This window comes from Bradyrhizobium sp. AUGA SZCCT0160 (genome assembly GCF_018130105.1).
Lineage (GTDB): Bacteria > Pseudomonadota > Alphaproteobacteria > Rhizobiales > Xanthobacteraceae > Bradyrhizobium.
In genome coordinates this window covers 71,644-84,540 of the sequence record NZ_JAFCMD010000014.1, presented here as the reverse complement: position 1 = coordinate 84,540, position 12,897 = coordinate 71,644, and the positions used below count along the sequence as shown (strand labels likewise).

The following is a 12,897-nucleotide window of genomic DNA, read 5'->3' as shown; positions in this document are numbered from 1 at the left end:
GGGACTGCCGTGCGCGGTGTTTTTGTCGATGCCAATGAATCCCTGGCCGTGATCTTCGAGCGGCTGCAAAAGCCCGGTGATCCCGAGGTGCTTATCCACCGGGATCCCGACATCACCTCGGAGCAATATCCAAAGATCCTCGATGGCGCCGAAATCGCTGTCGTCGACCACACCGCGCTGCCGACCGAGATTGCGAAGAAGTGTACCGGGTTGAAGCACGTGGTGTTCCTCGGCACCGGCGCGCGCAGCTACATGAACCCGGAAGAGCTTAGCCAGCTCGGCATAGAAGTGCACCTGATCAAAGGCTATGGCGATACCGCCGTTGCCGAATGCGCCATCGCGCTGATGTGGGAAGGCGCGCGCGGCCTCGCCAGCATGGATCGCGGGATCCGCGCCGGCAACTGGCTGCGCGATGACGCCATGCAACTGACCGGCAAGACGCTGGGGCTGATCGGCTTCGGCGGTATCGCCGCCGAAGTCGCGCGGATCGCGCTCGGCAGCGGCATGCGCGTGATCGCCTGGAACCGGTCGCCCAAGAAGCATCCGAAGGTCGAGTTCGTCGAACTCGATGAGCTCTTGACCGAGAGTGACGTGATCTCGATTCACCTGCTGCTCAACGACGAGACCCGCGGGCTGGTCTCGGCCGCCTGCATCGAGGCGATGAAGCCCGGCGTGATCCTCGTCAACACTGCGCGCGGCGCCATCGTCGACGAGGAAGCGATGATCGAGGCCCTGAAATCAGGCCAGATCCGTCATGCCGGCCTCGACGTCTTCAACATCGAACCGCTGCCGGCGGATCATCCCTTGACCAAGCTGCCCAACGTCACGCTGTCGGCGCATTCGGCCTTCCGCACGCCGGAGGCCAGCGAGAATCTGATCGGGGCGGCGCTGGAGCACTGCCGGCGGATCGCGAAGGGGAAGTAGGCGCCTTCTTCGTCTCCCCTTGTGGGAATATGGACCCTGTGTAACCGATTGAGATAGCGGGCAAAACGGAAATCGGTGTCCGTATAGTGTCCCTTGTACGAGGTTCCTTGCCGCAGCGGTCCCGGTAGCCGATGGCACGTGGCCGCCTCGCTCGGCCCTGCCTGTGGTCCCCGGCGCACTGGCGGGCTTAGTGCGGCCTTTCCCTTGACGGCTGACGCCCCCTCTTGCCATGCGCAGGCGGTGCCTGATCGCCTGACGATGGCTTGCAATCGCAACGGTTTGGCACGCGCTGACAATCACGATGCGATTGGGATATTCTAAGTTAGTAGCCAGCGCGCCTTGCGCGGCTCTCGCGAAGCAAAAGCCCGGTCATGAATGATCCTGATCAACTTGCGTTTTTCGAAGACGTAGCTTCACCGACTGCAATTGAGGTTCCTGTATTGAAAGTGTTTGATGGTGATGGGTTCCTCACCAAGATCGCCCTTTGTCAACTGACGGATAATCCAAAAGACCACACGGAATTCGAAGCCACAATTCGATTTGGCTTTGTCGATGCTCCAGAGCTTGAGCAAAGAGGTGGTCGTGAAGCGAGAGAGTTTCTCACTGCTTTGATCGGAGGGAGAAAAATTTGGATTGATATCCTGACCAAGATGGATACAGGCAAATCGCTGGATCGGCATGGGCGGATTGTCGCTGTTCCATATTTGGGTGATCGATATCCGGCTTCTATGGTCAGCAATCGTTCGTTATATCTGACAGGAAATATTGAGATTGAGATGCTGCTGAATGGTTGGGCTTGGGTTCTCGAACGATACGGGCCTGATGAGATATATTTTGAAGCTTTGGAAGTTGCTCAGAGGAACAAGCGGGGAATTTGGGCGTATGAGGATAATGTTCACCCTTGGACCTTTAAGCGTCAGAAATATATTGATCGCCGTCTATCCGCAAAAGAACCGAAAACTGTTGAAAAATGTCCAGCGGAAGGCTGTGTTGGAAGTTTGGTAAAGCGCAACGGGAAGTTCGGAGTGTTCTATGGATGCTCAAACTATCCGAATTGTACGTACTCACGTTCAATATAGAAATGTTTGGGCCGCGATGACGCTGGCGCGGTCTTGTTGATGACGCTGGTAAAGCCTTCAAACAGCAACCGCAGCCCGATGGTCGCAGCGAAGTGATCGCCCTCGCGGCTCTTGCGCGCGCGGCACATCAACGTGATCGCTTTGCCGATTGCCATTCTCGATTTTCCCATCTTCTCCGCGTCATACCACTTCATCGCCTGCGCGACGGCGGTGGCGACAAAAGGGTACGATGGCCGGGTCGCCCTGCGTGTCGATGTCTTCGTGTGAGATGATTTCAAGGCGCTTGCAGACCGTGCTGTGGAACGCCTTCGATGTGTGCATCAGCTCGATGGCGAACTCCATCGCTTCGCGCTCAAGTCCGTGGACCAATTCCACGCCGGATGAGAGGTTTGCATCCGCGGAGACAGACCTCTCACCCGTCGGCGATGCTGCGCATCGCGTCCACCCAAGAGCGAGCTTCGCTCGTCTCGGCTCCCCATAAAGGGAGAGGGAAACGTGATCAGTCCACCATCTCAGCAACCGCCTTGCCGCACGCGGTCGTGTCCGCGTTGCCGCCGAGATCCCTGGTGCGTAGCGTGCGTTCGCCGAGCGTGCGCTCGATGGCGCCGACGATCGAGGCCGCCGCTTCCTTCTCGCCGAGATGCTCCAGCATCATCGCGCCCGACCAGATCATGCCGATCGGGTTGGCGATGCCCTGCCCTGCGATATCGGGCGCCGAGCCGTGCACCGGCTCGAACACCGACGGGAAATTGCCTTCCGGATTGATGTTGCCTGACGGCGCGATGCCGATGGTGCCGGTGCAGGCCGGACCGAGATCGGAGAGAATATCGCCGAACAGATTGGAGCCGACCACGACGTCGAACCAGTCCGGATGCAGCACGAAATTCGCGGTAAGGATGTCGATGTGGTACTTGTCCCACTTCACCTTGGGATAGTTCTTCGCCATCGCCTCCACGCGCTCGTCCCAATAGGGCATCGTGATCGAGATGCCGTTGGATTTGGTCGCCGAGGTCAGATGCTGCTTCGGGCGTGACGCTGCAAGATCGAATGCGAATTTGAGAATGCGATCGACGCCGACGCGCGTCATCACCGTCTGCTGGGTGACGAATTCACGGTCGGTATCCGGGAACATGCGTCCGCCGACGGAAGAATATTCGCCTTCGGTGTTTTCACGCACCACCCAGAAATCGATATCGCCGGGCTTGCGGTTCGCGAGCGGCGACGGCACGCCGGGCATCAGGCGCACCGGGCGCAAATTGACGTACTGGTCGAACTCCCTGCGGAACTTGATCAGCGAGCCCCACAAGGAAATGTGATCGGGGATTTTGGCCGGCCAGCCCACCGCGCCGAAGTAGATCGCGTCGTGCTTGCCGATCTTGGCCTTCCAGTCCTCCGGCATCATCTCGCCGTGCTTTTCGTAATAGTCCCAGGAGGCGAAGTCGAAATGGTCGAAATGCACGGCCACGCCGTGCTTCTTCGCGGCCGCCTCAAGAACGCGCAGGCCCTCCGGCACCACTTCCTTGCCGATGCCGTCGCCGGGAATGACCGCGATCCGATAGGTTTTTTTGCTCATCCTTGAAATCCTTGGGTGGCTTGCTCTTTGGGTCGTGTGCCATGCCCCAGACACGGCCGGTTGATGGCCTTGCAATGGACCAAACGGCGCGCGGGTGCAACGCTGCAGTGCAATGTTGACCGCCGACGTGCCGACCGCCTACCAATTTCGCTGGCCTTCCCGAGATACCATCCCAGCAAGCGAGTATTCCCATGGATCTGCATTTGCGCGGCAAGCGCGTCCTGATCACCGGCGCCTCCAAGGGCATTGGCGCCGCCGCGGCCGAGGCTTTCGCCGAGGAAGGCTGCGACATCAGGCTGGCCGCCCGCAACGGCGAGCAATTGAAGACGCTCGCCGACCGGCTGCGCTCGGCCCACCAGATCGACGCCTCGGTGCATGTCGTCGACCTGCGCAACCCGGCCGACATCGAGAAACTGGTGAAGGATACGTCTGATATCGACATCCTCGTCAACAATGCCGGCGATATTCCGGGCGGCTCGATCGACAAGATCGACGAGGCGACCTGGCGTCACGCCTGGGAACTGAAAGTGTTCGGCTACATCAACCTCACCCGCGCGGTTTATGCGCAGATGAAGGCGCGCGGCCACGGCGTCATCGTCAACGACATCGGTGCGGCCGGTGAAAAATTCGACGCGAATTATATCTGCGGCAGCGCGGGCAATGCGGCCTTGATGGCGTTCACGCGTGCATTAGGCGGCAAGAGCCTCGCCGACAACATCCGCGTGGTCGGCATCAACCCCGGCCCCGTCGGCACCGACCGCCACGTCACGCTGCTGAAGACCCGCGCCAAAAACCAGTTCGGCGACGAGAACCGCTACAAGGAATTCCAGAAAGGCCTGCCGCTCGGCCGCCCCGCCCATGCCCGCGAGATCGGCGACTTGATGGCGTTTCTGGCGTCGGATCGATCAGGGTATACATCGGGCGTGATCTATACGGTGGACGGCGGGATCAGTGCGGGGTGGGGGTAGAGGCGATCAACACGTCAACGCCACCCGATACTCCGCCGTCATCCCCGGGATGAACGCAATTGCGTTCACCCGTAGGTGCGCGCTCTTGCGCGCCTCGAAGGATGGGCAGCGGGCACCTGTTCCTGTCATCCTTCGAGGCTCGCCGAAGAGGCTCGCACCTCACGATGACGTCAGCCCGCCGTCCTTTCAAACAACTGCCTTATCAGCGTCGTGATCCTCCCCGTCGGCGACAGCATCTCGTGCATGATCGTAAAATGGTCAGCGCCGGGAATTTCCTCATAGGTCACCGGCAATCCATGCCTGGCGCGGTGGCCGGCGAAGTCGGCGGTCTGTTTGCGTAGCAGCGGCAGTTCGGCGCTGCCGGCTACCAGCGACAGCGGCTTGAGCGGACCGCCGGCCATCATCATCGGCGAGTTGCGGCGCGACGTCGCCTCGTCGGCCTTCAGTTTCTCGTTGAGATAGCTGTGCCTGATCGGCTCGAGGTCAAAGATGCCTGATATAGCCATCCCGCCCCTCACCCTCGGATGCGACAGCGCCATCGAGGTGAGATGGCCGCCGGCGGACCAGCCTGATACCACGATGTCGTCAGAGGCCGCACCGAGCTCGGGCAATTGCCCGGTGAGATAATCGATGCCGGAATGGATTTCGGCGACGATCTCGTCGAGCGTCGCATCGGGCGCCAGCGTGTAGCCGATCAGCGCCACATTGATGCCATGCGCCATCGGGCCTTCGGCGAACACCGTAAAGGCCTCCTTGGCGCGGGTCTGCCAATAGCCGCCGTGGATGAACAGCAGCGTCGGCGCCTTGTCGGCGGCTTTCAGGAAATCGATCCGGTTGCGCTCGCGCGGGCCATAGCGGAGGTCGAGCTGGTCGGGGAAGCGCTTGCGCATGTCGGCGGAGCGCTGCTCCCAGCCCGCGACCAGCTCGACGCTGCCGGGCACGGCGACGCCATTATTGAAGCCGAGATCGCGGTCTTGCTGGCTCATGGCGCGCCAGTCCAGCGCAGAAAACAATACCGGCATTCCAAATCTCCAGTGCAGCCACGACGTGGGCGGGTTTCCACTTTGCCAAAAAATGTTCTACAGCACCATTCACGACCAAGAAACCGCGGAGGGCAAAGTGGCTGATCAGGGGCTGGTGAGAGAGACGGCGTGTGCCATCGTTGGCAAGCTGAGAGCGGGTGAAGTCACGCCACTCGATCTGCTCGACGTGCTGGAAAAGCGGATCGCTGAAGTCGACGGGCCCGTCAACGCACTGCCGACGCTGTGCTTCGACCGCGCCCGCGACCGTGCCCGGGCGCTGATGAAAAAGCCGGTCGGCGAGCGCGGCCTGCTCGCAGGCCTGCCGATCCCGATCAAGGACCTCACAGCGGTCGAGGGTGTGCTGACCACGCAGGGCTCGCCGATCTACAAGGATAACATCCCGGCGAAATCGGACATTCTGGTCGAGCATCTCGAAAACAACGGCGGCGTGATCTACGCCAAGTCAAACACGCCGGAATTCGGCGCCGGCGCCAACACGTTCAACGAAGTGTTCGGCGCGACGCGCAATCCCTGGGATACTTCCCGCTCCGCCGCCGGCTCCTCGGGCGGTGCGGCGGTGGCGCTCGCCACCGGAACAGCCTGGCTCGCCCACGGCTCCGACATGGGCGGCAGCTTACGCAACCCCGCCAGCTTCTGCGGCATCGTCGGGCTGCGGCCGAGCATCGGCCGCGTCGCGCACACGCTCGCGGCCGCCGTCGATCGCAATCTCGGGGTCAACGGCCCGATGGCGCGCAACGTCGAGGACGTAGCCCTGCTGCTCGATGCGATGAGCGGCGAACATCCCGGCGATCCCCTGTCGCTGCCGGTGCTGCCGAATTCGTTCCTGTCCGCGGTGCGCGCGGGCAGCAAGCCGAAGCGCATCGCCTATTCGCCTGATCTCGGCATCACGCCGGTCGATCCCGAAGTTGCCGCGGTCACCCGCAAGGCAGCGCAGCGTTTCGCGGAAGCCGGGGTCATCGTCGAGGAAGCGCATCCGGACCTCCGCGAGGCCCATGAATGTTTCCACGTGCTGCGCGCGTTCGACTTTGCGCTGAGCAAGGCGCAGCTGCTGCGCACCAAGCGCGACCAGCTCAAGCCCGAAGTGATCTGGAACATCGAGGAGGGTCTCAAGCTGACCGTCGAGCAGCTCGAGCGCGCCGAAGCGCAGCGCGTCGCGATGACCGCGCGCACGCTGGAATTTTTCGACAAGTACGATCTGCTGCTGGCGCCTGCCACCATCGTGGCGCCGTTCCCGGTCGAGAACCGTTACGTCGCCGAATGCGCCGGCAAAAAGTTCGACAATTATGTCGAATGGCTCGGCATCGTCTACGCGATCACGCTGGTGTGCTGTCCCGCGCTGTCGCTGCCGTGCGGCTTTACTGCCTCGGGCCTGCCGGTCGGACTGCAGATGGTGGCCAAGCCTCGTGGCGAGGCGCAACTCCTGGCCGGCGCCAAGGTGCTGGAAGACATTCTGGGCATGCGCGGCACCACGCCGATCGAGCCGCGCGCGCCGAGGTAATGTATTTCTCCCTCAAATCGTCGATGCATCGTCACGAATGAGGTTCCGATATGACCGAAGACCCCGAGCCGCCGCCGGAGAGCAAGCTGACGCGCAGCAAGGAGCGCTGGGCGCGCGAAGGAAAGTTCCTCACCGGAAAGATCACCCGTCCCGAGGACCAGCGCCTGCCGCCGGGCCAGCATCTGACGCGCGACTGGCCGGTGCTCGACCTCGGCCTGACGCCGAGCATTTCGCGCGAGCGCTGGCGGCTCGACGTTTACGGCGCGGTCGAAAACCCGATCTTCTGGAATTTTGCCGAGTTCAGCGCGCAACCGCAGACGCAATTCCTGTCCGACATTCATTGCGTCACCACCTGGTCGCGCTACGACAATCAATGGGAAGGGCTTTCGACCCGCGACCTGCTGATGGCGTGCCGGCCGCGCGACGAGGCGCGTTTCGTGGTGCTGCATTCGCATGACGGCTACACCACCAACCTTGCACTGGAAGATTTCGCCGCCGAGGATGCCCTGCTCGCCCACAGCTGGTCCGGCCAGCCGCTGGAGCAGGACCATGGCGGCCCGGTGCGGCTGGTGGTGCCGCATCTCTATTTCTGGAAGAGCGCCAAATGGCTGCAGAGCATCGAATTCCTCGATAAGGATGCGCCGGGCTATTGGGAAGTCCGCGGCTATCACAACCGCGGCGACCCGTGGGCGGAGCAGCGTTATTCCAGCGATTGACGCCTTAGAGCCAAGGGAGAACGCCCGTGCCGACCGAACGCTTTCAATTCACCGGTGAAGGCCGCCATCAGCTTGCCGCGGCGCTGGACAAGCCCGACGGCGCCATCAGCGCCTACGCGTTGTTCGCGCATTGTTTTACCTGCGGCAAGGATGTGCTGGCGGCCAAACGCATCGCGACTGCGCTCACCGCTCGCGGCATCGCCGTGCTGCGGTTCGACTTCACAGGCTTGGGCTCCAGCGAAGGCGATTTCGCCAACTCGACCTTTACCTCGAACGTCGCCGATCTCGTCCACGCCGCCGATCATCTGCGCGACACCCGGCAGGCTCCGGCGATCCTGATCGGCCACAGCCTCGGCGGTGCCGCAATCCTCGCCGCCGCCGGACAAATCCCCGATGCCAGGGCGGTCGTCACCATTGCCGCGCCCTCCGATCCCGCACACGTCACCCATTTCTTCAAGGATCGCGTCGAGGACATTCGCACCCAGGGCAAGATCGAGGTTCAGCTCGCCGGACACCCCTTTCACATCAAACGTGAATTCCTCGACGATATCGCCGAACATGGCCTGATGGCGCATGTCGCCAAATTGCACAAGGCGCTGTTGATCATGCATTCGCCGACCGATGACACGGTCGGGATCGATAACGCGACCAATATTTTTGTCGCTGCAAAACATCCGAAAAGTTTCGTGTCGCTGTCCGGCGCCGATCATCTGCTCAGCAACAAGCGCGATTCCGCGTATGTCGCCGACGTCATTGCCGCCTGGGCCGAACGCTATGTCGAACCGCTTCCAGCTCAACCGGCCGCCGAACGCGGCGAGGTACCGCGCAATGTCGTGGTGCGCGAGACCCGCGCCGGCAAATTCCAGCAGACCGTCACGTCGGGGTCGCACCAGATGCTGGCCGACGAACCCGTCGCCGCCGGCGGCGAGGACTCCGGGCCCGGGCCGTATGATTTCGTGCTCGCGGGCCTTGGCGCCTGCACCTCAATGACGATGCGGATGTATGCCGACCGCAAATCGCTGCCGCTCGATCGCGTCACGGTGACGCTGCAGCACAAGAAGATCCATGCGGAAGACTGTGCCGAATGCGAAACCCGCGTCGGCATGCTCGACCAGATCGACCGGGTGATCTCGATCGAGGGCGCGCTCGACGCCGATCAGCGCAAGCGATTGATGGAAATTGCCGACAAGTGCCCGGTGCACCGGACGCTGACATCGGAAATCCAGATCGTGACCAAGGCTGCGGAGTAAAGCGAAGTCGTCGTCCCGGCCTTGAGCTCAGATGCGCAATTGCGCATCGGGGGACCCATACGCCGTGGCTTTAGTTGATTAAGAAGGTATTTAACGCCGGTGCTCTCACCGAAAGGACACGGCGTATGGGTCCCGGGTCAATCCCGGGACGACATCGATTTTCAAGCCGTTGCCAGCGGACGTACACGGAGCGCGCCGCGCAAGCCTAGCGCGGTGCCGACCAGGATGCCGGCGACCGCGATGAACGAGGCCAGCGCCAGCGTCGAAAACCCTGTCAGTCCCTGCCCGATCGAGCAGCCGAACGCCATCACGCCGCCGGCGCCCATCAGCGCGGCGCCGCCGCCCGAGCGCAGCATGTGGCGCGGCGATTGATAACCTTCCAGGTGGAAACGTCCGGTCGCCAGTGCCGTGATCAGGCTGCCGGCGAGCACGCCGCCGACCGTGGCAATGCCGAAGTTCAGCGTCGATCCCGTCGACAGCATGACATATTGCAAGGCATCCGCGATCGGCGCGATGAAGGTCAGCGACACCACCGGCGTCGGATTGAAATCATCGGCGCCGAGATAGCCGCTCGCGAACCAGCCGCTCGCCACCAGAATGCCGATCACAAAACCGGCAGCCACCTGGCCCGGCGATTTCCGGAATGGCGCGTGCCCGAACGCGAAGATGATCAGCGCCGCGCTGACGGCGGACGCCGCCAGCATGCGCGCCGTGATTTCGCTGAGGCCGAGCGCCGACAACAGCGCCGGCACCGAATTCACTGTCGTCGTGGTCTGCGAGGCCTGCACCATCGCGATACGCGCCGGCGCGATCAGGCCCTTCAGCGTCATCATTGCAAAAATGCCGAGCACCATCACCACCACGAAGGAGCGGAGGTTGCCGCGCCCGAGCAGCACCAGCGCGCGCGAACCACAACCGTTCGACATCACCATGCCGTAGCCGAACAGCAGGCCGCCGACAAACATCAGCGGCGCCGAGAATGACGGTTGCAGATAGATCGACTTGCCGAGATCGACGAGGCCCGCGGCCGCCAGCAACTGCGTTGCTGCAACACTCACGCCGATGGCGAGCGCATAGGTACGGACCAGGCGGCCATCGCCTTCCGCCCACCAGCCGCGCAGGCTGGAGAGCATGCAAAAGCCGCTCAACAGAGCGACCGCGCCATAGACGAGGCCGATCAGCAATCCGCTCAGCACGACAATATTGGCAGGGCCTTCCACGGCATTTTCCCTTGGAGCGTTCGGCGATATCAGCCGCAACAGCATAAATATGCTACAGATTTCACCCTGCTATAGCGGCGCATGCATGGGCGCGTCCACGGCGGGGGACAACAAAGAATGAAGCTTCCGCGCGGTGCGACAATGAGAGAATAAAACAATCGATTCCAACTGGAATGCGATTGGTTTCGTTCCCGCGATAAAGAGGAAAAATATCTGGCCGAAAGGATTTACACCGGCCGCAGGATCACGCGGTCGCGCGACGAACCCGCCACCGCGATGAAGGCGGCCCTGGCCTGTTCCAGGGAAAAGATCGCCGCCGGCTTGATCGGGAACGGTTTTAAATGCCCGCTGGCGAAGCCGGGTCCGATTTCCCTGAGCACCGCGCCGGTTGCGACCGACGACAGGCCGAGCGTATCGATGCCGACATAGGTGTGCTGGCCGCGATAGAACTCCAGAATGTTGAACTGCACGATGCGGTCGACGGCTGCGATCAGGATCTGCCGCCCGCGCAGCGCCAGCGATTGATGCGCCGCCTGGAAATAGGGATCGCCGACGGTGTTGAACACGATGTCGGCGCCCTTGCCGTCGGTGAGTTCGCGCACACGCGCCGCGACGTCAGTCACGGAAGCGTTGATGATTTCGACCTTCGAATTGGCGTGGCCTTCATAAAGTTCATCCTTGCGCACCACGCCGATCACGCGCGCGCCGTGCCAGCTTGCGATCTGCACCGCGGCCTGCCCGACCTTGCCGTTGACGCCCATGACCAGCACGGTCTCGCCGGCTTTGGGAATGCCGGCGCGACGCAGCCCTTCCATCGCGGTCACAAAGGGAACGCCGATACCGGCGGCCTCCTCCCACGAAATGCTTTTGGGCTTCTCCACCACGGCATCGGCTTCGACCACGAGATGCGTGGCATGGGTGCCGTCACGGCGAATGCCGAGATCGCCGGACGAGCCGAACACGTCCCGCCCGATCGATCCCGCGGGTCCGTCGATCACGACGCCGGCATAGTCGCGACCCGGCGTCCGCGGAAACACCGCATAGGGCATCAGGCCAGTGGCGGCCTTCACGTCGGACGGATTGACGGCGGCAGCCTTGACTTCGATCAGCAGATCATTGGCGCCGCGCGACAGCGTGTGGGTCTCGACGACGGGCGCGAGCGAGGCAGCGTCGGCGACTTTCGCTGGCAGGCGGACGCAGCGGGCTTGAACAACTGGCTTCTCGGCAAGCATGTATCGAATTCCTGATCTCGCGCGACCTCGCGCGGATCAGCAGTTACCCCTTCGGGCGCTTGTCGTAAACACGTTTCGCCTTTCCCAGCGATCGCTCCAGGGTCTCGGGGGCGACGGCTTTGATGCGGGCGGTGATGCCGATGGTGTTCTTGATGAAGGTTGCGACTTTCTCCGTATGCGTGGGCAGACCGCTGCCGTCCCAATGTTCGGGACGGGCTTCCGCCAGCACAGTCATTTCGTCCATGCGGCCCTCGCGCGTCAGTTCGATGATGAAATGTCCGCCGCACCAGTCGGTCGCGAGCAGAGCCTCTTCGATCTGGGTCGGAAACACGTTGACCCCGCGCAGGATGATCATGTCGTCGGAGCGACCCGTGACCTTTTCCATCCGCCGCATGCTAGGGCGCGCCGTGCCCGGCAGCAGCCGCGTCAGGTCGCGGGTGCGGTAGCGGATGATCGGAAAGGCTTCCTTGGTCAGCGAGGTGAACACCAGCTCGCCCTTTTCGCCATCCGGCAGCACCGCACCGGTCTCGGGGTCGATCACTTCGGGGTAGAAATGGTCTTCCCAGATATGCAGGCCGTCCTTGGTCTCCACACATTCCTGCGCGACGCCGGGGCCGATCACTTCCGACAGGCCGTAAATGTCGGTCGCGTCCATGTCGAAGGCCTGCTCTATCTCCACGCGCATCGCGTTGGTCCAGGGCTCGGCGCCGAAGATGCCGAACTTGAGCGAGGATGCGCGAGGGTCGAGCTTCTGCTTCTTGAACTCGTCCAGGATCGCCAGCATGTAGCTCGGCGTCACCGTGATGATGTCGGGTTTGAAATCGTTGATCAGTTGCACCTGCCGTTCGGTCATGCCGCCGGACACCGGCACCACGGTGCAGCCGAGTTTCTCGGCGCCGTAATGCGCGCCAAGGCCGCCGGTGAACAGGCCGTAGCCATAGGCGTTGTGCATGATCATGCCGGTGCGGCCGCCGGCGGCGCGGATCGAACGCGCCATCACGTCCGACCACACGTCGATATCGGCCTGCGTGTAGCCGACCACGATCGGCTTGCCGGTCGTGCCCGATGAGGCATGGACGCGGACCATTTTCTCGCGCGGCACCGCGAACATGTTGAACGGGTAATTGTCGCGCAGATCGGTTTTCACCGTGAACGGAAACTTCGCAAGGTCGGCGAGCTGTTTGAAATCGCCGGGATGCACGCCGGCCTTGTCGAAGGCCCTCTTGTAATGCGCGACATTGTCATAGGCATGCGCCAGCGACCAGGCGAGGCGTTTTGTCTGCAGCGCCATGATCTCGTCGCGGGAGGCGCGCTCCGCAGCGTCCAACTCGGCGCGGTAGCCGCCTGCACTGGAATGAAGCTTGGTCGAAGCCATCGCGTGTTTCCTCAAAGAT

13 protein-coding genes are annotated in these 12,897 nt (G+C 62.4%); 6 read left to right on the top strand and 7 right to left on the bottom strand.

What is annotated here, in order from left to right; all coding sequences use genetic code 11:
• Positions 1–9 precede the first annotated feature (9 nt).
• Both JQ558_RS22170 and JQ558_RS22165 read left to right on the top strand, forming a co-directional pair.
• Positions 10–924 (top strand): NAD(P)-dependent oxidoreductase, encoded by a 915-nt coding sequence (locus tag JQ558_RS22170; RefSeq protein WP_212295076.1) that lies wholly within the window; start codon positions 10–12, stop codon positions 922–924.
• Between the two features lie 371 nt (positions 925–1,295).
• A complete protein-coding gene (locus JQ558_RS22165) occupies positions 1,296–2,003 on the top strand; it encodes a topoisomerase DNA-binding C4 zinc finger domain-containing protein (protein WP_212295074.1) in 708 nt (235 codons plus the stop codon).
• Here the strand turns inward: JQ558_RS22165 and JQ558_RS22160 are convergent.
• The 3 genes from JQ558_RS22160 to JQ558_RS22150 form a co-directional block, all read right to left on the bottom strand.
• Positions 1,970–2,158, bottom strand: coding sequence for a hypothetical protein (locus JQ558_RS22160; protein WP_212273665.1), 189 nt, complete (start codon positions 2,156–2,158; stop codon positions 1,970–1,972). The genes JQ558_RS22165 and JQ558_RS22160 overlap by 34 nt on opposite strands.
• A 25-nt stretch (positions 2,159–2,183) precedes the next feature.
• Positions 2,184–2,345, bottom strand: a complete 162-nt coding sequence (locus JQ558_RS22155) for a hypothetical protein (RefSeq protein ID WP_212273666.1) — start codon at positions 2,343–2,345, stop codon at positions 2,184–2,186.
• A gap of 157 nt (positions 2,346–2,502) precedes the next feature.
• Positions 2,503–3,576, bottom strand: a complete 1,074-nt coding sequence (locus JQ558_RS22150; protein WP_212295072.1) for a tartrate dehydrogenase — start codon at positions 3,574–3,576, stop codon at positions 2,503–2,505.
• 191 nt (positions 3,577–3,767) lie between these two features.
• Here JQ558_RS22150 and JQ558_RS22145 point away from each other — a divergent pair, with 191 nt between their 5' ends.
• Positions 3,768–4,544 carry an SDR family oxidoreductase gene (locus JQ558_RS22145; protein ID WP_212295070.1) on the top strand — a complete coding sequence of 259 codons (777 nt, stop codon included), beginning with the start codon at positions 3,768–3,770 and terminating at the stop codon, positions 4,542–4,544.
• Between the two features lie 170 nt (positions 4,545–4,714).
• On the opposite strand, the gene JQ558_RS22140 is transcribed toward JQ558_RS22145, so the two are convergent.
• A complete protein-coding gene (locus JQ558_RS22140) occupies positions 4,715–5,566 on the bottom strand; it encodes an alpha/beta hydrolase (RefSeq protein WP_212295069.1) in 852 nt (283 codons plus the stop codon).
• A 52-nt stretch (positions 5,567–5,618) separates the two neighbouring features.
• Here JQ558_RS22140 and JQ558_RS22135 point away from each other — a divergent pair, with 52 nt between their 5' ends.
• From JQ558_RS22135 to JQ558_RS22125, 3 genes are read left to right on the top strand one after another with little or no spacing between them, the layout of a single operon-like run.
• Positions 5,619–7,085: an amidase gene (locus JQ558_RS22135; RefSeq protein ID WP_212295067.1), complete on the top strand. Its 1,467-nt coding sequence runs from the start codon at positions 5,619–5,621 to the stop codon at positions 7,083–7,085.
• A gap of 50 nt (positions 7,086–7,135) precedes the next feature.
• Positions 7,136–7,801 (top strand): sulfite oxidase-like oxidoreductase, encoded by a 666-nt coding sequence (locus tag JQ558_RS22130; RefSeq protein WP_212295065.1) that lies wholly within the window; start codon positions 7,136–7,138, stop codon positions 7,799–7,801.
• 26 nt (positions 7,802–7,827) lie between these two features.
• Positions 7,828–9,051, top strand: coding sequence for a bifunctional alpha/beta hydrolase/OsmC family protein (locus tag JQ558_RS22125; protein ID WP_212295063.1), 1,224 nt, complete (start codon positions 7,828–7,830; stop codon positions 9,049–9,051).
• Between the two features lie 161 nt (positions 9,052–9,212).
• Here JQ558_RS22125 and JQ558_RS22120 read toward each other — a convergent pair whose 3' ends face one another.
• The 3 genes from JQ558_RS22120 to paaK all read right to left on the bottom strand — a co-directional run bounded on the left by JQ558_RS22120 (position 9,213) and on the right by paaK (position 12,878).
• The gene (locus JQ558_RS22120; protein WP_212210637.1) at positions 9,213–10,316 is read right to left on the bottom strand and encodes a YeeE/YedE family protein; all 1,104 of its coding nucleotides are present in this window, start codon (positions 10,314–10,316) and stop codon (positions 9,213–9,215) included.
• A 182-nt stretch (positions 10,317–10,498) separates the two neighbouring features.
• A complete protein-coding gene (locus tag JQ558_RS22115) occupies positions 10,499–11,503 on the bottom strand; it encodes a zinc-binding alcohol dehydrogenase family protein (RefSeq protein ID WP_212295062.1) in 1,005 nt (334 codons plus the stop codon).
• Positions 11,504–11,546: 43 nt separating this feature from the next.
• Positions 11,547–12,878, bottom strand: coding sequence for a phenylacetate--CoA ligase PaaK (gene paaK / locus JQ558_RS22110; RefSeq protein WP_212210632.1), 1,332 nt, complete (start codon positions 12,876–12,878; stop codon positions 11,547–11,549).
• Positions 12,879–12,897 lie beyond the last annotated feature (19 nt).